Source organism: Actinoplanes sp. CA-252034 (assembly GCF_050956125.1).
GTDB lineage: Bacteria > Actinomycetota > Actinomycetes > Mycobacteriales > Micromonosporaceae > Actinoplanes.
Genome location: NZ_CP191846.1, coordinates 8,355,783 through 8,374,231, shown reverse-complemented (window position 1 = coordinate 8,374,231; position 18,449 = coordinate 8,355,783). Strand labels below are relative to the sequence as shown.

The following is an 18,449-nucleotide window of genomic DNA, read 5'->3' as shown; positions in this document are numbered from 1 at the left end:
GCGGCGACCGCTGACGCCCATGCCGCTCCTCAGTCCAGATTGATGGCCATGAGCAGGGCGAGCACACGGAAGATCGCTTTACAGCGGCACGGGTCAGCTATGCCACCCGATAGCCGCGTCAACGCGGCCCAGCACGTCGCTCTCCTGATCGACGCCACGCAACAAGTCCACCGCCGTCGTCCGGATCTGGCCCACGATCATCGTTACCGGAGCGGGTGCGACGGAGTCGAGTAGTTTCGCAGCAACCCGGACCGCCTCGAGGGCATTCGCGTCGGCCTGCCCAGCGTGCCGGCCCGGATCTTCGCCGCCGGCCAGATCTGTGGCCAGACAGGCGCCGGCGCAGCGGACGGCATCGGTCAGTGCCCGAAGAGCCTGACCCAGTTCGTCGGGCGTGCTGGTGTGCAGCCGGGTCAATGTCACCGCGTGCCGGGCCAGCACCCACACATCGTCGACGACATGGTCAAGCTGATGAATGGTCGCTTGAACGTTGCGTACCTGCTGAAGTCGTCTGCGGCGACGGATCCGCAACCGTAGGGTCTCGCCTGCCGCGAGGGCCGCAGCGTCGAGGCGCTCGACGCAGACGTTGAGGCGGTGTGCCCGGTCGAGTGCCGCCTCGGCGGCCTGCTCGTCGCATCGGGCGATGGCTTCGCGAAGGGCGTCGAGCAGATCGGCCAGATCGGTGTAGGTCTGACGGGCTTGAGCCACGAGCGGGGCGAGCGGGTTGCGGGCGACAGCGATCTGACTCGCCAGGATCGCGATCGCACCCCCGATCAGCGCGTCGGCGAATCGGAAGGGGATCAGCCGGCCCTCGGGCGCCGCGACGACGACCAGGTACAGCGCGGACAGTGCGGCCTGCACCACGAGGGTGTTACCGGCGCCGACCGCCAGCATGGGACCCACGGTGAGCACCAGCACGACGAACAGACCGAGTACACCCGTTCCGAGCGCCTGCACGACGAGCTCCGCGACGAGAACCCCGGCGGCCACGCCGAGAACCAGCTCGGTGCTCTGACGTAATCGCCGACCACCGGATTCGCTGAGAACGATGAGTGCGGCGGATGGCGCGAAGACCGGATCGGGATGGCCGATGAGATGGTCGGCGACGAGCCACGCGAGCGTCGCCGCCGTGGCGGCCAGGAGCGTCGGTACGGCAGCTCGCTGTAACCGGGCCACCGTCCCGCGAAGATTCATGATCGGAAACACAGGAAGTCGATCTACCCGAGCTGTGGTCGCCTCTAACCGGCGTCTACGTCGAGCGGATGACTGCGCCGGCGGGCGCTACAGGGCAGGGGTGGTCTCGGTCAACTTCGGGAGGAGTCCCGCTCGGCGGCCTTCTGGATGGATGCGCAGCCGGTCCCGGAAGGCTATGCGGGTCGCGTGGTGCCGGCGTCTATGGGTTGCCGGTGGGGATGGTGATGCAGACGGTGGCGCCGCCGCCGGGGGTGTCGCTGATGTCCAGTCGGCCGCCGTGGGTGTGCACGATGCGGGTGCACGTCGACAGTCCGATGCCGTGGCCGGTGCTGTGGTCGGGGCTGAGCCGGGTGAAGGGTCGTGTGGCCTGTTCGCGTCGGTCGGCGGGGATGCCGATGCCGTTGTCGGTGACGCAGACGCGATACCAGGCGCGATCAGTGGCTGCACTGATGACGATGTGGCATTGTCGCTGGTGGTGACGGTACTTGAGGGCGTTGCCGATGAGGTTCTGCAGCAGAATGCACCATTGAGTGCGATCACCGGTCACGGTGGGCAGATCGCCCACGGTTATCTGAGCGCTCGCATCGTTGATCTGTACGGCGAGGTCCTCGAGGACCTGCCGCGTGATTTCCGTGAGGTCCACCTCTGCGGCGTGGCCGGTGGCGGCGGTGGTGGCCTGCGCCAGCACGTCGTCGATGAGGGTGCTCATCCGTCGGGCTGCGGCGGAGATGCGGTCGGTGCACCAGGAGGCGTCGGTGTTGGCCGTGGGCAGCTGGTGCAATTCAGCGGCGTAGGCCAGGATGCCGGTCAGCGGGCTGCTCAAGTCGTGTGCGAGCTGGGCAGCGAAGTGCCGCAGTGTCTCGTTCGCGTCTTCTAGCGCGGTTCGGGTGCGGTGTTGTTCGCGGAGCAGTGTTGCGACGAGGAACCCGTGCCGGCGTAGTTCCAGCACGTCGATGGCCATCCGGGCGAGCCGGTCGAGGCCTTGCTTTTGCTGTTCGTCGAGCACGCGGGGGATGTTGTCGAACACGCAGAGAGTGCCGAGCACGTACCCGTCGGGTGTGCACAGCTGGGTCGAGCCGTAGAAGCGGAACTGTTGGAACTTGCCGGTGACGAAGGGGTTCGCCATGAACCTCGGGTCGGCGCGCGCGTCCTCGATGTACATCGGCTCGGGGGCGACCAGGGCGACCGAGCACATGGAGTCTTCCCGTCGGCACACTGCCGCGTCGATACCGACGGCGGCGATCTGATGCTGGCGTTCGGTGTCGAGGACGAACAGCACCGAGATCGGGACTTGGCACAATTGTGCGGCCAACTCCACGACCGCCTGCAGGTCGGGCTCGGGCGGGCCGTCGAACAGGTGGTACCGGGCCAGCGCGGCAGCTTGTGCCTGCTCGCCTATCGGCTGCACCGGGACCATCGCTGCCGCCTTCCGCCTGGTCATGCACATGTTGACCGCCCGGGAACTTTCACCGTACGCCGAGCGGCCACCACCGTTGCATGAAACCGATCGACGCAGAGGGGTTCTGGAACAGACTCCGGCAGTACGACCCCCAGCGCTGTTTCGCTGCTACTGGGTGATCCCGGGCCGGAGCGCGCACGCATAGGAGCCTGTGTGGCGACGCAAGCACGGTCACCGCCCTGGCCGGCTATCGGAGGAAGGCCATGAGTCTCGTCGTTAGGGGCAGGTGACGGTTGACGTGGTCGGCAGCCGTACCACGAAGGTCGTGCCTGGCCCGTTGTGGTGGGCCAGGGCGATGGTGCCGTGGTGGCGTTCGACGATGGTGCGGGTGATGACCAGGCCGAGGCCGGTGCCGGGGATACGTTTGTCCAGCGCGGTGGAGGCACGGTAGAACCGGCGGAACAGCCGGTGTCGTTCGTTCGGGGGGACGCCGATCCCTGTGTCGGCGACGGTCCAGACGATCGTCTGGCCGGTGTCGTCGAGGCTGGCGGTGATGGTGATCGTGCCGCCGGCGGGGGTGTACTTGATGGCGTTGGTGAGCAGGTTGTCGGCGACCTGACGCAGCCGGCTGGGGTCGGCGTGCAGATCGAGGCGGTCGGGCAGTTGCACGGTCACGTCGAGCTGCTTGCCAACCGCTGACGCGCTGTTCGCCTGTATGGCCTCGCCGATGATGGTGCACAGATCGGTGTCGACCAGGTTGACGGCGAGGTGTCCAGACTCGAGCCGGGCCAGGTCGAGTAGGTCCTCGGCCATCACCGACAGGCGCTGCGAGCTGCGCGCGATGACGCGCAGGTACTCGCGTTGCTGCTCGGCGGTGAGCTCTTCGAGTTCGTCGTCGAACACCGCGACGGCGCCGTTGATCACCGCCAGTGGGTTGCGCAGTTCGTGGGTGACCATGGCAACGAACTCGTCCTTGGTGCGCGCCAGTTCTAGGGTGAGTTCCTCGGCCCGGCGCCGTTCGAGGTACTGCCCGACGTGGGCTGCGAGCCCGCAGAGCAGCCCGAGCAGGGTGTTTTCGGGGTCTTCCACCCGGTCGCCGTAGACGCACAGCGCACCAAGGGTGTGCCGGCCGGAGGACACCGGCACACCGACGGCGACGTGTAGCCCGACACCCGCGGCGGCGCTGCTGCGCAACGATTCCCGGTCAGTGCTCAGGTCCTCGATCCACCGGCCGGCGCCGTCGGCGCAGACCTGGCCGGGCAGCGCCACACCGAATTCGAGTATGTCGAGAGCGAAGTCGCCCAGCTGCCGGTCTGCTTCAGCGTGGCGGGCAGCGCAGGTCAGCACCTGTCGGTGGTCGTCGACCAACCACAGCTCAACAACCGGCCAGCCCATTTTCACCCCGAGGGCCTCGACCACCCGGTGCCCGGCGACGGTACTGGAGTCCGCCTCGGCCAGCCCCAGGGCGATGGCGGCTTGAACATCGGCGAACTGGGCGGCTCGGCGCGCGTTGGTGATGTCGTGGGCGAAGGCGTGGAACACGAGCCCATCGGGTTCCACGGTGACAGTCAGGGTCATCTCGATGGGGAACTCATGGCCGTCGCGATGCAGTGCCGTCAGCTGAAGTTGCTGCCCGAGGACTCGGCTGGGATCACCGGCGGCGAGGCGGGCCAGGCGGGCAAGGTCGGCGCGGTATCCGTCGCGAGAGCGGGCCGGGATGATCAGATCCGTGATGTCGCCTTCGGAGGCCTGGTCGGCGTTGTAGCCGAAAACTCTCTCGGCGGCGGCACTCCATCCCTTCACCCGGCCGTCGGCGCTGGTGGCGATGTACGCCTGCACCGACACCGCGAGCACGGTCTCCGCCAGGCGCACCACCCCATCCACATCGTCAACTCTCTCTGACAGTGCCTGCGTCATCACGGCCCTCAGGTTTGTCTCGACTCGGTGACCGCGCCCTGCCCAGCGGGCCTTCGATCGACGCCGTCGTTCCGAACGTACCGCCACTGTCCGTTACGCCTTCGCTTCACGGACACATTGACAAGTACATCCCATATTCCGCTGACCAGTACAAACGCCGTCGTAAGCGAGGTGTCCACTGGCATGTCCGATACGGAGGATCTCGATGATGCGGACGTTGCCTGCGAGTTTGCACGCGTCGGTGCAGACCCGCGCCGGGGTGGGCGGCGTTGACCGTGACGGACTCGCTCACCGACATGCCCAGTCCAGCAGGACGGCATCCGATGTCCCGACATGCACCTGCCCGAGGACCGGCGGTGGCGTTCTCCAGTGGGAGTCGCGACCCCGACCCGCGTGGTGGTCGGGGTCGTCGACGGCCATCACGACATCGGGTCGCCGTCTTCTTCAGATCGGAGGGGCGCATCGGCCGGGGGAGCGCACCGAGTCAGGACCTTCTTCCACGTCGAGGTCGTCAGCGCAGGGCGAAGATGATGCCGATGCAGTGGGTGGTGAAGGCGGTGATGGTCAGGGCGTGGAAGACCTCGTGGAAGCCGAACCAGCGGGGGCTCGGGTCGGGTCGTTTGAGGCCGTAGACCACGGCGCCGAGGGTGTAGAGCACGCCGCCGAGGACGAGGCAGGTGACGACCGGCGCACCGCCGGCGCGCCAGAATCCGGGTAGGTAGATCACGGCGACCCAGCCCAGGGCGATGTACACCGGCACGTACAGCCACCGCGGGGCGCCGACCCACAGGACTCGGAAGGCGACGCCGGCCAGCGCGCCGCACCACACGATCCACAGCAAGGTCCGGGCCTGGCCGGGCGGCAGCGCGAGTACGCCGATGTGTTCCAGGCCCTGCTCGACCCGATTCTCCAACCGGTTCAAGGCGACACCCAGGACATCGGGGCGGTCACCGGCTTCTGCGGGCCGCAAACGATCCGTACTCACGTCAGCGAGGTTAAGCAACTGCGGGCTCGCCCGCGACCGCCTGCCGCAATGTGACCGACGTCGGCGCCGCCGCCGTCCTGAGCGATGAAGCCGAAGCCCTTGTCGCCGTTGAACCACTTGACGGTACCTGTAGTCATGTCTGCTCCTTCGCAGGCTGTCGGAGACCGCACTGTGCGGACCCCTACGCCGCCGCGTTGATCACCCGCGCGCCTGTCCCGCCCGCGCCGGGTCGTATCCGGCGAAAACGGCCCGCTGCCTCTACTATCGATGGCAGTGATGTCGGTTCGCTCGTCACCGTCCGCTGCTCCAGACCCCGGCAGCGCACCCCCGTCCGGTGCGTTTCTGGAGCTATCATGATCATCAACCCCGCCCCTACCCGCATAGCGCCGCACCTCGCGCGGGGACACCGCCATCAACAGAAGTCCGGGCCTATCGGTACCGGCACCTTCTGCCCGCTTGTATCCGACAACCGGCGGGCATCCGGGGACCGGATCACCGAACGGCGGCACGCGGCCGGTCCGTCGGGTGGCAGACCGCAGCGCAGCGGTGTGGCTGCCGTGTGGACAGATGTCCGATGAGCGCCATCGGCCCTGAGCCAGCCGGCACATTCGCCCAGCCGCCGTACCTGTTCCCCACACCCGGGCCGGGCTTCGGCGCGCTGGTCACGGTGGCTGCGGACTTCGACACCGCAATCGTAGAGATCGGTGTGCACGGCCGCTGGTCTCGGCGTCTCGGCGTCGACGTTTCCGCCGCGATCGGAAAGTGCCTGGTCGAGCCACCGGCAGGCATCATCGCCGACCTATACGACCTCGGTGATCCCGACGGTGCCAGCATGCTGCTGTGGCTGGCCGCACGCCGGGCCGCGAGCGTGCTGCAACCACCGGTGGAGTTCGCGTTGTGCCTGCCCACCGCAACGGCGTTGAACCACCAGATACGGCGGGCCGGCGTGGCGCCGCACCTGCCGCGGTTCGCCACCATGGCGGAGGCGCGCGCGGCCGTGAGCCGCCGAATGGCGCCGGCGCCACGGCTGCAAGCCGACCTGCCCCCGCACCTGGAATGCGCCGGCGTGGCGCGCGACCTGGTTGTCCGGGCGGGTGACACCTGGAACGTGCCGGAGCCGTTGCTGATGCGGGCGAAGCTGGTGATGTCCGAACTCGTCGTCAACGCCGTCGAACATGCCGGAAGCGACATCCGCGTCACCGTTTCGCACCGTGGCATCGGCCTGCACCTCGCGGTATGCGACGGTGTCAGCCGTCTTCCCCGGCCGCGTCACCCGCTGCCCGCGGCCCGGGGCAGAACTGTTGCCCCGGCGAGGGACAGGACTCGGCGTCGTCCACGCCGCGGCCGACGCCTGGGGTGCGATGCCCACTCGCCGGGGCAAGATCGTCTGGGCCGCCATCCGCCCACGCCCCGGCGAGTGACCTCGCCCCGCCCTCGCCGGGCGTCTCTGCCCGGTCGCTATGTGAGGAGTTGTTGCAGGCTGTGCGGATCGGTGACGAGGGCGTTCGCGACCTCGGTAAGCCGACGGTTGTGTTTCCGGGCATAACCGCGGATGACCGTGAACGCGTCGTCGACGCTGATGCCATGGGCCTGCGCGACCGCGCCTTTGGCCTGTTCGATGACGACCCGGCTGTTCAAGGCCCCCTGGAGTTGCTCAGTGAGCGTTTCGCCGTAACGGACGGCACGTTCCTGCAGCAGACCGATGGTGGCAGCGTCGGTCAGTGCCTGCATGATCGTGACATCGTCGCTTTCGAACTCACGGCCGGCGATGTCGCCGAAGACGTTCACCGTCCCGATCACCTGTCGGCGCAACCGCATCGGGAAGGCGTGCACCGACCGGAAGCCTGTCGCGACGGCGAGCGGCGCGAAGCGGGGCCAGCGGCCGGCCGCGTTGTTGAGGTCCACGTTCACGACCGGCTCGCCGGTACGGAACGCCTCAAGGCAGGGTCCTTCCTCGTTCTGCACCACGAACAGTTCCACCAGGGTGACGTTCTCGTTCGACCCGGCGACGAACTCCAGCCGGCCGTGCTGGTCGGCGAGCAGCATCCCGACCGCAGGCGCCGCGGTCAGGTCGGCGACCCGCTCGGTGATCATGTGCATGTAGTCCAGGACATCGAACTCGTCGACCAGCGTGTCGGCGATCTCGACGAAGATTGTCGCCAGTTTCTGCACGGACACGGTAATCATGCCTGCCTCCCGGTCTGGCCGACGTTCACGTATGCGGTCATGAAGGGTCCCGGTCGAAATGCAGTCGGCGGGCGACCACGTCGCGGGCGACGTCGTCGAGTCGGCGGCCATGCGCGAACGCATACGCCCGCATCCGGGCCATCGCCGCACCGATGGAAACCCCCAACTGCACCATGACCATCCCCTGAGCCTGGAACAACTCGGCCCGATGTTCCCCGGCGTCGGCGAGGACGTCACCGGAGCCCTTCGTTGCGGCCTCCTCGTGATGGTCGAGCAGCGCCGTCATGGTCACGTACGCGAAGGCGAGCGCGTCGGCGAGTTCGTCACCGGTCAGCGAACCGGTCCGTTTCCGGAACACGTCGAGCACCCCGAGGCGCATGGCACCCATTTGCAGCGGGAACGAGAAGACCGCCCGGATCCCGCTGTCATGGGCGGCCGGGATGTACATCGGCCAGCGCGTCGGCGACACGCCTCCGAGGTCCGGCACCAGCACTGGGCGCCGCAACGAGAACGCCTCCCAGCACGGCCCTTCACCGAGGACGAACTGCAACTCCTCCATGTGTTCGGTCAAGGGGTCCGACGCAGCGTAGACCCCCCGGGTCCCCGCCTCGGTCATCACGCTGATCCCGGTGCCCGAGGCCGCCAACGCGCGCGTAGCGGCGGTACACACCCGGTACAACAGCCCGGCGCCGCCGCCCAGCGGGAGCGGCTGACCTTCGATGAGGTTGCGGATCATGTCGACGCGGTCATCCACGACGGCCACCCGGCGACTGGCCCCCACCGGCCCGGCGACACCCCACAGAGCCGGCGCGACCAGGCTGCTCACGATGCGACACGGCGATACCTCCACGCCAGGGCCCTGTGGACGAGCCGGGCAGTAAGGACGAACACCATCCAGCCTACGCAACCCCCAGGCGCCCTTCGGTGGAACCACCCCGGGCACGGCCGTACCTGCTGCCGGCCATACAACCTGCATCAGGCCTTGTGCCATAGACGCCTGCCGGGCCCGACGCCGAGCGGACCCTGCAGAGCCCGGACCTGACTTCCGGAGCGACCCAGACCGCCCGCAACCTGCTCATGGACCTGGACGGCGCGGGATGCCGAGTGACGTACCTGATCCGCGGCCGGGACGGCAGGTCCAGCCGATTATGGTGGGGTGCGCTGTGGTGGGGTAGGCGCTTCATCCGGCTCGGCGCGTAGCCGGCCGAGGGTCTGCAGGTCCTCCTTCGCCGTTGTCGCCGTCGCTGTACGGGGTAGTAGTCGACATGTGAGAGATGACGAAAAGATTGGTAGAGACGCTTTAGAGCGCACGGCCACCCAAGCGGACGAGGAAGCCGACGACATTCATGCCCACGCCCAAGCAAAGAGGCCGACCGGCCCGTGGGTCACGCTGCCGCTGGTGACCGTTATCCGGGTGTCGGGTGAGTGGGCGACTGTCGAAGACTCTGCCCGGAACAGGTGTCAGGTGCCTGCAGCCTGGATTCACTCTCGGTCCTAGGCCGTGTCTTCAAAGGATCATGACCATGGATGATGTACGGCGTGATCCGCCGCTATGAGCTGACCGACGCCGAGTGGGAATCGCTGTCACCACACCTGCCATCGGTGATCACCGGCGGCCGTCCGCGCGAGGACGACCGCCGGGTACTCAACGGCATCGTGTGGAAGATCCGCTCCGGCGCACCCTGGCGCGACGTGCCCGCCCGATACGGCTCCTGGAAATCGATCTACACCCGTTTCCGCAGGTGGGCGTTGAACGGCACGCTCGCCAAGATGCTCGCCGCCGCCCAGGCCGCAGCGGACGCGAACGCCGACATCGACTGGCTGGTCTCGGTCGACTCCACCATCGTGCGCGCCCATCAGCACGCGGCGGGCGCAAAAAGGGGCAGCCGGAAACGGGCAAACCGGATCACGCCCTCGGACGATCCCGTGGCGGGCTGACCACCAAGATCCACCTGGCGTGCGACGGCGCCGGCCGGGTCCTGGCCTTCGTGCTCTCCGGCGGCAACGTCAACGACTGCACCCGCTTCGAGCAGGTCATGAACGCCATCCGCGTCGACCGGATCGGGCCGGGCAGGCCACGCACACGCCCCGATCACGTCATCGCCGACAAGGGTTACAGCAGCCGCGCGATCCGCCGCTACCTGCGCCGCCGCGGCATCGCTCACACCATCCCGGAACGCTCGGACCAGCAGAAACACCGCCGCAACCGCGGGCCTCGCGGCGGCCGCCCACCGACCTTCAACAAGCTGATCTACCGGCACCGCAACGTCGTGGAACGTTGCTTCAACAGGCTCAAGCAATGCCGATCGGTGGCCACCCGCTATGACAAGACCAGCACCTCTTTCCAGGCCACCGTCACCATCGCCGCACTGCTGCAGTGGCTATGACCCTTTGGCGACACGGCCTAGCTGTTCCATCTCCAATGATGTGAAACGGCCCGCGTGCGCTGATCAGACATCGACGGAGTTGCGTCGGTGCGTATCATGGTGACGCTCACCGTGTCGTGGATCCGCCGTAGTGCGGTATCGACGAACTGCTGGCCAACGCCATCAAGTACACCCGCGTGGGGGCGACATCCATCTCCGGGTGCGCGACGTCGGCCCCCAACGGCGGCGTCGCCGAACTCACCGACCCCGGCCTTGGCCGGCATCCTCAAAGGCGCAGGACTGGGCCTCACCCTGGTGAAGATTCTCGTCGAAGCTCACGGCGGCACCATCACCATCGACCCCGACCAGCAGCCGGGCACCCGCATCGTCGTACGTCTGCCCGTTGTCGGATCGGCACAACCGGTCTGCACGACAGCCACCCAGGATCGCTCGGCCCCGCTGCCCGGCACAGCCCACGGCGCCGGGTCCGGCCCCTCATCTCCTTACCGCTGGTCGCCCTCACCGGGACTGTAGATTTACACACCCTCGCCGACATTTTCTGGGGCCGGTGAATTCATGATCGCGGTGGCTGGCGCTGCGCGGAAGTGTCCGCGGTTGTCCGCGGTAGTCCCACCGGGCGGCTGAGATGCCCGCGGTGGGCGGCAGAGCAGGCAGCGAGCGGAAGGCCCCGCCCGCCTCGTGGGCCATTGCGGCCAGCCCGCGGTGGACTCGCGCCAACCGTTGGATCGAGTTCATCACGGCGGGCAGCCGGAGCGAGGCGTCGGTCTACTTCTCGGCCGGTCGATCTGGCTGTATGTGCTCGGTGGGCCGGGCCGGGCGGCCCATGGGTGGCGACATATCAACGGGTACCTCATCTTCAGCGGTCGAAATGTCCGGGTCCTCGACGGTGGGGGTGGGCTTGGTGAAGGTGACGTCGATGTTCTCGAAGCCTTTGCTGCGTTGAGAGACGGCTTGGTCGGTGTAGGCGCGGGTGTCGCCGCTGGTGAGTTCGACGTTGTCGGTGAACGGGGTGAGCAGTGCGCGGGGATAGAGCCGCTCGACGCGGACGACGTTGATCTCGGCGCATAGGACTACCGCGACCGCGCTGATGTAGAAGAAGGCGAGCAGGCCGAGTACCAATGCGAAAACGCCGTTGGTGGCGCTGGCGCCCTTGACCACATGCTCGACGTAGGCCACTCCGAAGGTCTGCAGCAACTGCCAGACCACCGCGGCGCCGATCGCGCCGGGTGCGACGTCCATCACTGCTAGGTGCCGGGCGGTCGCGAGCCGGAACGCGAAGACGAAAATCATCGCGTTGATGAGGACCGCCGCTACGAGCAGGAAGATCTTCAGTACGCCGCTGAGCGATCCAGCGCTGCCGCTGCCGAAGGCGGAAAGCGTGGTGGTCCCGATGGCGGCCAGCCCGGCTGTGCCTAGCAGGAGCACGCTGCGACCGCGGGCTTTGATCGGGTTGGGTCGATTGTTGCGTGGGATCCGCCAGGTCGTGTTCATCGCGTACTGCACGGCCTGAGCCACCCCGAGGCCGCCATAGAGCGCTCCGAGAACGCCGATCACCAGACCGGTCGCACCGCCGCCGATCCGGGACGGCTCCTGCAACTGACTGCCGACGATCGGGAACTCGCTCAACGCGGAGGTGAGGATGCGGTGCTGCAGGTCCGGGTTGCCCGACAGGACGTACCCCAGGATCGTCGTGGAGAGCAGCAGCAAGGGGAACATCGACACGAACGCGTAGTAGGCGATCAGGGCGGCGAGGTAGTTGCCCTCGTCGTCGAAGAATTTGTACAACACCGCCAGCGGGAAGCTTGCCCAGGCATGTTTTCGCTGGAACTTGTCGACACGACCGGGCTCGCTCGTCATAAGTACCTCTTACTACAACAGCCGGGGTGTGCCGGCGAGGCACGGACTCGGAAGCCAGAGTGTCTTCGCTGCGACACCGGCCACGCTCCCGCTGGCGACCGGGGCCTGCATCGACGAAGCCGCGTGCGCGTACCGACCACTGCGGTGCCGGCGGTTGCTCCGGGCTCATGTCAGCCTGCAAAGTCTGATCGGTCGCCGGACTCTGGCGAGGTAGCGCCAGGTGTCCTGCGGTACGGTTTGCGGGTCAGCGACACGCTGACGTTCCGCTGCCCCGGACCCCGGCAGCCTCCTTCTGGTGAAGGGTGCGGCCATGAGTGGCGCCGTGGGTTTCCTCAGGTCTGTCCCGGATGCCGGTCTGCTGTCCGGTGGTGATCCGGGTGTCGATGGTTCCGCGGCCGTCTGATCCGGTTGTCAGCCGTTTGGGCCGGCTCTGCGAGCGTGCGGTCGTCTCGCTGCCCGCTGCGGGTGCCGGCCTGTCTGTGGTCGCCCGGGACAACCAGTTCGGCCTGCTCGCCGCCGCGGATGAGGCGAGCGAACGCCTGGAGGAATTGCAGCTCGTTCTCGGTGAGGGCCCGTGTATCGATGCCGCAGCCGCCCGTCGGCCGGTGTTGATCGCCGACCTCGCTCAGGTGGGACCCACCCGCTGGCCGATGTACGCCGACGCGGTGCGCGACGCCGGAATCGGCGCCATCTTCGCCTTCCCGCTGCAGGTCGGTGCCGCGCAACTCGGCGTGCTGGACTTGTTCCGGGCCCAGCCGGGCCCACTGTCCGCCGCTGAGTTGAGCCATGCGTTCGGGCTCGCCGACGAGGCCGTCTCGATCCTGCTCGACGGCCAGGAGCGGGCCGGCGACGAGCTGTCGAGTGGTGAGTCGATGGCCGGGCCGGTCGAACTGTTCCAGGCCCAGGGCATGGTGATGATCCAGATCGGCGGAACGCTTGCCGAGGCGATGGCCCGGATCCGTGCGCATGCGTACGCGGAGAACCGTCGCCTGGTCGATGTCGCCCGCGACGTCATCGCGCGTAGCCTGCGATTCGACCAGGACTGAGTGAATAACGTGACAAGATGTCGAATGCCTGGGAGGCACCAATGAGCACGGTATCCGCCGAACGTCTTTCGAAGATCTTCGTCGAGGTCGCCGACACGTTGGTGGACGACTTCGATCTGCTGGACTTCCTTCACATGCTCACGGTGCGCACCGCGGACCTGGTCGGCGCGTCCGCGGTCGGTCTGCTGCTGGCCGACCAGCACGGCCGGTTGCAGTTCATGGCCGCCTCCGACGAGCGGGCCCGAATTCTGGAGATCTTCCAGGTACAGGGCAGAGAGGGGCCGTGCTTCGATGCGTTCAGTACGGGAGCGCCGGTGGTCAACGAAGATCTGCAGGGTGCGGGGGAACGCTGGCCCGACTTCACCCGACACGCCCTCGCTGCCGGTTTCGGCTCGGTGCACGCGTTTCCGATGCGCGTGCGCCGCGAGGTCATCGGCGCGTTGAACGTCTTCGGCAACACGGTGGGCGGCACTTTCGACGAAGCGGATGTGCATGTCGTGCAGGCGCTCACCGATGTGGCCGCGATCGGGCTGTTGCAGGAACGGGCGATCCGGCGTGGCGAGGTGCTTACCGAGCAGTTGCAGGGCGCTCTGAACAGCCGGATCGTCATCGAGCAGGCCAAGGGGGCGATTGCGCAGGCACACGGGCTGTCCGTCGATGAGGCGTTCACCATGCTGCGCGGGTTCGCTCGCCGCACCAACCGCAAGCTGACCGATGCCGCTCAGGACATACTCGCCGATCCGAACAAGCTGATCGCCTGAGCGCGAGCACTGACCCGCACGCGGACCCTCCGGTCGGCTTGATCCGCCCGAGGGGCCGGCCCCGGGGGTCGCGAGGTCCTCGCCGAAGGGTTCCGGTGGCAGGTGGTCCCCGGGTACGCGCTGGCACTGGCGTCACCGGGAGCCTGGCTCCCGCGCCGGGCGACGGCGGGGCGGTTGCACCTACGCGGGTGGTTCGCCCGCACTGCGCCGCCGTCGAAGCCGTTCCAGTCGTCGCAGACGGAAACAGGGTTCCCGGTGCTGGTGTTCCTTTCCGGCTTGTACGGGTTCCGGTCGGTGAGCACGTTCCAGATCGAGGAACTGGTGTCGCACGGGTACGTGGTGGTCGGCCTCGACCAGCCGGGCGTCGTCGCGACGGTCCGGCTCCCGGACGGCCGGCGGATCGAGAACCTGCCGTTCGGCGACATCGGCCCGCTCGTCGACCAGAGCGTCGAGTCCCAGTCGGCCACGCCGGTGCTCCACGGTGTGCGTGGCGTTCTTCGACCAGGTGTTGCGTGGTCGGACCTCGCCGCTGCTGGACGAGGCCTCGCGGCTGATCCCGGAGGCGACGGTCGACGTCCGCCCGCCTTCGGGACAGCCATGATGCGGTGGGTTTCAGGCGTGGTCGATGATCTGTCCGGTGGGGAGCCGGGAGGCGTGCGCCGCGCCGGAGTCGGCCGGGTCGGTGTTGCCGAGGCGCAGTACCAGGTAGGGGTGGCCGATGCTGGCGATCATCGCGCGCATCGCCTGGCGGGTGGCGATAACTTCGATCGGGGCGCTGTGCGGTACCACGGAGATGTCGTGTTCGGTGGCGGTGAGCCAGCCGGCGGACAGTGCTTCACCGGCGCGTAACCAGGCGAGGGGTTCGTCGGCGCTGCCGTAGAGCAGGACGAACACGGCCATCTTGTCGTGCCCGGCACTGACCGGTAGGTCACCGTGGTGGCCGAAGTCGCGGCTCGGCACGGTGGTCTGGGTGGCGTGCTGGGGGATGGCGGCGTCGGGGATCCCGGTGCCTGCCGGACGGGCGGGGCCGGTCCAGTAGGCGAGTTCGGCCTGCCAGGCGGGATCCGCGGCCTCGCTGCTCTGGGCGTGTTCGGCGGCGGCGGCCAGTTCGAGGAGCTGGTCGGGTCGCAGGATGTGCAGGTGCGTGTCCTGTGTCTCGACGGCGGCGGTGATGGCGGCGAGGCCGGCCGGGTCGACGGGTGTGCTGGTGACCGGGCGGCGGTCGGTGTGCCGCAACGGGATGGTCCGCAGGTGCCGTACCGATGGGGCGTCGACCGGTGTCCTGCCGTCGAGGTGGAGGCGGGCGAGCAGCTCAGGGTCGGTGTTGTCGGGCATTCGGGTCACAGTCGCGTGCCAGCCCTGGGCACTCAACGCGATGCGGGCGTGGTGCAGGGCGACGCCGCAGCTGACTGTCGCCAGCCGTGCGTCGGGGTCGGTCACCTGCAGGATCCGGGTGGAGGCGAGACGCAGTTCCAGAGTGTTGCCGGTGAGCCGCCACCGCCACGGTTGGGTGTTGTGGATCGATGGGGCGTACCCGGCGGCGCCTGCCGCTTCGGTCAGTGCGTGGGTGGCGAGTTGCGGGTCGGTCGGGTGGGTCAGTGCCTCGATGTCCATGAGGCCTCCTCACGGTGTCGGTCCTGCTGCCTGCCGCAGCGGTCGGCGAAGATCGCGGACGCGACGGAGGCGTGGTGCGGGTCGCGGTCACGATGAGTCGCCGCATTGCCCTTTGGTGTTCGCTGCGGCGGGAGCATCGACGTGACCACAGCGGCTGATCGCCGTCACCGGGGTCCAGGGCGACACTTCGACCCTACGCCTGCCCGATGACGCTGGCAGCGCGTCACCTGGTCACCTCATCGTCGCGTGACCGAAGATGCCGGCCCCGGGAAAGGCGCGTACGGTGAGGTTGTCGCTCTGGACCCTGGTGGCTGTCTGCCCGTCACCGTCGATGTCGTCGCTGCGCCGGGGCGACGTTGCGAGCTTCCCGATCTGCTGCGGCTACCGCGACGTGGCCGCTGGCCGGCATCTGTTCAACACTCGCATGATCTTGCTGTGGGCACAGCACACTGCGTGGCCCTGGGAAAGCCGTCTAGGACCGGGCATTGACCGTGCCACATCACCGGCACATGAAGCACCTCGCCGATGACATCGAGAGCAGTACCGAGGGTCGAACGGTCTCGGCTGAAGGCATGGAACCGGTAGGGCTCACCACGCGGCCCCCCGGCTCGTCCCTGACCTACTGGAAGGCCTCCGCTCATGGACCGCACGTCGTTGACAGCACTGATCCAGGAACAGCTCTCACGGGCCCGCGACGCTTCCAGCGGTCGCAGCGCCCACACCGTGTACGGCGGCCATGCCCGCACACTCCGGCAGACCCTCATCGCCATGACCGGCGGCCGGCGACTCGATGATCACGAGAATCCCGGTGAGGCGACCCTGCACGTCCTGCACGGCCGCGTCCGCCTCACCGCCGGCGACACTGCGACGGAAGGAGAGACCGGCGACCTTCTGATCATCCCGGATGCCCGGCACGCCCTCGAGGCGATCCAGGACAGCGCCGTCCTGCTTACGGTGGCCAAACGGTGACCAGCCGGGTAGCCGTTCGAGAGGCTGTCAGCCGCCCGCCGGCCTGAACTCCGACGCTGCCGACCGACATCAGTTCGCGGGCGCTTCAGCCGTGAAACGTGATCCATGACCTCCTGAGGAACGTGAATGCCATGGCGCCCCGCGTGAAGAACGACGCCACCGCTGACCGCGGCGCAGCCCCGTCCGCACCGGCCTCCGGTCAGCCTGCTCATCACACACCGGCCGAGATCCGCGCGCCGGTGACGGGCGCCGGCCGCCTGCGCGCCGTGCTGGGCTCGGCGTGGCGAGACCGGCGCATCGCCGTCGCGATCGCCGCGCTGGCGGCCGGCGGTTACGGTCTGCTCGCCGCGTGGTGGACTCCACGCGGGCCCGTCACCACTTCGCAGGCAGTGGCCGCGATCGTCATCGGCCTGCTGGTCGGCGCTTTCGCGGGGGTGGTGCTGCGTACGCGGTGGTCGATGGTGTTGGGGCCCGTCGTCTTCATGGCGGTCTTCGAGTTCGCCAGAATGGGCACCGCCGGTCCGATGGTCGACGGGATCCATCCCGGCAGCACCTACGGCCTTGTCGCCTTCGCGCTGGGCCGGGGCCTGCACGCCGTCCTGACGCTGGTGCCGATGCTGCTGGGTGCGGTCCTCGGCGCCGCCGCAGCCCGTCGCCTCGCCGGGGATGTCCCGGTCCGGGGCGGCTGGTCGAGGTCCGGGCTCTGGACGCGCCGCGTCGTCACCGTGCTGCTCGTCGTGGGGCTGCTGGGCCTGACCGTCGCGATCCTCCGGCCGGCAGGCACCGAACAGATCCTGGGCCCGGACGGTAAGCCCGGCGGCGGCAGTGTCGCAGAGCTGACCCGGGTCCCTGTCGGCGGCCATGACCTGGCCATGATGATCCGCGGCGCCGACGTCGGGAACCCGGTGCTGTTGTATCTGGCCGGCGGTCCGGGTGGCTCGGACATCGGAGCGATGCGCCGCCACGGGCAGCTTCTGGAACAGGATTTCACGGTCGCGACCTTCGACCAGCGCGGTGCCGGTAAGTCCGCCGACACCCTCGAACCCACCGCGACGCTGATCCTGGACCGGGCGGTCGCTGACACGATCGAGGTCACCAACTATCTGCGACAGCGTTTCGGCCAGGACAAAATCTATGTGGTCGGCAACTCGTGGGGCACGATCCTCGGTGTTCTGGCCGTGCAGCGGCATCCCGAGCTGTACCGCGCGTTCGTCGGTACCGGGCAGATGGTCAGCCCTCGCGAGACCGACCGGCTGTTCTACGCCGACACGCTGGCCTGGGCCCGCCGCACCGGCGACACCGCCCTGGCCGGCACGCTGACCGCCAGCGGACCGCCGCCGTATGCCGACATCCTCGACTACGAGCCCGCCCTGACCCGCATCGACGCCGTGCACCCCTACGACCACACGCCCAACGCCGAAGGTGCCGGTGGCTTCGCCGAGAACCTGTTCGTTCCCGAGTACAGCCTGCTGGAGCAGGTCCACAACCTGCCGGCCTGGCTGGACGTGTTCGCCGTGCTGTACCCGCAGCTGCAGAACATCGACTTGCGCGCCCAGGTCCTGGAGCTCGACGTGCCGGTCTACCTGGTGCAGGGACGACACGAACAGCCCGGCCGGGCGAGCCTCGCCGAGCAGTGGTTCCAGCAGCTCAAAGCGCCGAGCAAGCAGATGATCGTGTTCGACACAGCCGGTCACCGGAGCCTGTTCGAACGGCCCGACCTGTTCCACCAGGCCATGACCACGACGGTGCTGCCGCAGACGTAGCGAGACCGCTCACCGAGTGGAAGAGTTCGGGCCACTTCTGCGCGGGCGTGTTGTACTTCCAGCCTGCGGCTCGCGGGTAGAGGCAGACATAGCCGTACGGGCAGCCGTGTGTCGTGTTGGCCTGGGCGGCCGTGCCGGTCGTACCCACCATCGCCGCGGTGGTCGCCGCCATAGCGACGGCACCGACGATCGGCTTTTTTCTGCTGGTCATCGATGAGTCGTGAACGACGACTGGCCGGTGCGACGGTGTCGGACACGCAATCCCCGCAAGGTTCAACGACCGGTTCGAGGTGGAACTCGATCGGGCCGAACTCGCCGGGTGCCCGACGCCCCGGCCGACGGGATCTGACGCAGGTAAGAGTCGTCGGCGCAT

At 68.1% G+C, this 18,449-nt stretch carries 15 protein-coding genes and 1 pseudogene; 7 read left to right on the top strand and 9 right to left on the bottom strand.

Annotated features, from left to right (window positions below; all coding sequences use genetic code 11):
- Nucleotides 1-93 precede the first annotated feature (93 nt).
- The 5 genes and pseudogenes from ACQPZW_RS37940 to ACQPZW_RS37920 all read right to left on the bottom strand — a co-directional run.
- Nucleotides 94-1,191: an FUSC family protein gene (locus tag ACQPZW_RS37940; RefSeq protein WP_433790841.1), complete on the bottom strand. Its 1,098-nt coding sequence runs from the start codon at nucleotides 1,189-1,191 to the stop codon at nucleotides 94-96.
- A gap of 199 nt (nucleotides 1,192-1,390) precedes the next feature.
- A complete protein-coding gene (locus ACQPZW_RS37935) occupies nucleotides 1,391-2,632 on the bottom strand; it encodes a sensor histidine kinase (RefSeq protein ID WP_433790840.1) in 1,242 nt (413 codons plus the stop codon).
- Nucleotides 2,633-2,866: 234 nt separating this feature from the next.
- Nucleotides 2,867-4,507, bottom strand: a complete 1,641-nt coding sequence (locus ACQPZW_RS37930) for an ATP-binding protein (protein WP_433790838.1) — start codon at nucleotides 4,505-4,507, stop codon at nucleotides 2,867-2,869.
- 511 nt (nucleotides 4,508-5,018) lie between these two features.
- Entirely contained in the window at nucleotides 5,019-5,492 is a 474-nt protein-coding gene (locus ACQPZW_RS37925; protein WP_433790837.1) for a hemolysin III family protein, read from the bottom strand.
- A 56-nt stretch (nucleotides 5,493-5,548) separates the two neighbouring features.
- Nucleotides 5,549-5,629 (bottom strand): annotated as a pseudogene (locus ACQPZW_RS37920) (cold-shock protein); the annotation flags it as partial.
- Between the two features lie 437 nt (nucleotides 5,630-6,066).
- Here ACQPZW_RS37920 and ACQPZW_RS37915 point away from each other — a divergent pair.
- Complete coding sequence (locus ACQPZW_RS37915; RefSeq protein WP_433790835.1) at nucleotides 6,067-7,038, top strand: ATP-binding protein; 972 nt, start codon at nucleotides 6,067-6,069, stop codon at nucleotides 7,036-7,038.
- Here the strand turns inward: ACQPZW_RS37915 and ACQPZW_RS37910 are convergent.
- The gene (locus ACQPZW_RS37910) at nucleotides 6,951-7,664 is read right to left on the bottom strand and encodes an ANTAR domain-containing protein (protein WP_433790833.1); all 714 of its coding nucleotides are present in this window, start codon (nucleotides 7,662-7,664) and stop codon (nucleotides 6,951-6,953) included. The two genes, ACQPZW_RS37915 and ACQPZW_RS37910, sit on opposite strands and share 88 nt — an antisense overlap.
- Before the next feature lie 52 nt (nucleotides 7,665-7,716).
- Entirely contained in the window at nucleotides 7,717-8,505 is a 789-nt protein-coding gene (locus ACQPZW_RS37905; protein WP_433790832.1) for a GAF domain-containing protein, read from the bottom strand.
- A 716-nt stretch (nucleotides 8,506-9,221) separates the two neighbouring features.
- Here ACQPZW_RS37905 and ACQPZW_RS37900 point away from each other — a divergent pair.
- Nucleotides 9,222-10,066, top strand: a protein-coding gene (locus tag ACQPZW_RS37900; protein WP_433797502.1) for an IS5 family transposase whose coding sequence is annotated in 2 segments (ribosomal slippage) — nucleotides 9,222-9,560 and nucleotides 9,563-10,066 — 843 coding nt in all. Because the reading frame shifts where the segments join, the coding sequence is not laid out codon by codon here.
- A 252-nt stretch (nucleotides 10,067-10,318) separates the two neighbouring features.
- A complete protein-coding gene (locus ACQPZW_RS37895; protein WP_433790831.1) occupies nucleotides 10,319-10,579 on the top strand; it encodes an ATP-binding protein in 261 nt (86 codons plus the stop codon).
- A 252-nt stretch (nucleotides 10,580-10,831) separates the two neighbouring features.
- On the opposite strand, the gene ACQPZW_RS37890 is transcribed toward ACQPZW_RS37895, so the two are convergent.
- Nucleotides 10,832-11,923 (bottom strand): YihY/virulence factor BrkB family protein, encoded by a 1,092-nt coding sequence (locus tag ACQPZW_RS37890; RefSeq protein ID WP_433790829.1) that lies wholly within the window; start codon nucleotides 11,921-11,923, stop codon nucleotides 10,832-10,834.
- 365 nt (nucleotides 11,924-12,288) lie between these two features.
- On the opposite strand from ACQPZW_RS37890, the gene ACQPZW_RS37885 reads away from it, so the two are divergent.
- A complete protein-coding gene (locus ACQPZW_RS37885; RefSeq protein ID WP_433790828.1) occupies nucleotides 12,289-12,969 on the top strand; it encodes a GAF and ANTAR domain-containing protein in 681 nt (226 codons plus the stop codon).
- Nucleotides 12,970-13,010: 41 nt separating this feature from the next.
- Nucleotides 13,011-13,730: a GAF and ANTAR domain-containing protein gene (locus ACQPZW_RS37880; RefSeq protein ID WP_433790827.1), complete on the top strand. Its 720-nt coding sequence runs from the start codon at nucleotides 13,011-13,013 to the stop codon at nucleotides 13,728-13,730.
- A gap of 612 nt (nucleotides 13,731-14,342) precedes the next feature.
- On the opposite strand, the gene ACQPZW_RS37875 is transcribed toward ACQPZW_RS37880, so the two are convergent.
- Nucleotides 14,343-15,344 carry an Acg family FMN-binding oxidoreductase gene (locus ACQPZW_RS37875; protein ID WP_433790826.1) on the bottom strand — a complete coding sequence of 334 codons (1,002 nt, stop codon included), beginning with the start codon at nucleotides 15,342-15,344 and terminating at the stop codon, nucleotides 14,343-14,345.
- 654 nt (nucleotides 15,345-15,998) lie between these two features.
- Between ACQPZW_RS37875 and ACQPZW_RS37870 the strand changes: the two genes are divergently transcribed.
- Together ACQPZW_RS37870 and ACQPZW_RS37865 are read left to right on the top strand one after the other, a co-directional pair.
- Nucleotides 15,999-16,313: a cupin domain-containing protein gene (locus ACQPZW_RS37870; RefSeq protein WP_433790825.1), complete on the top strand. Its 315-nt coding sequence runs from the start codon at nucleotides 15,999-16,001 to the stop codon at nucleotides 16,311-16,313.
- 131 nt (nucleotides 16,314-16,444) lie between these two features.
- Nucleotides 16,445-18,076 (top strand): alpha/beta fold hydrolase, encoded by a 1,632-nt coding sequence (locus ACQPZW_RS37865; protein ID WP_433790824.1) that lies wholly within the window; start codon nucleotides 16,445-16,447, stop codon nucleotides 18,074-18,076.
- Nucleotides 18,077-18,449: the final 373 nt, after the last annotated feature.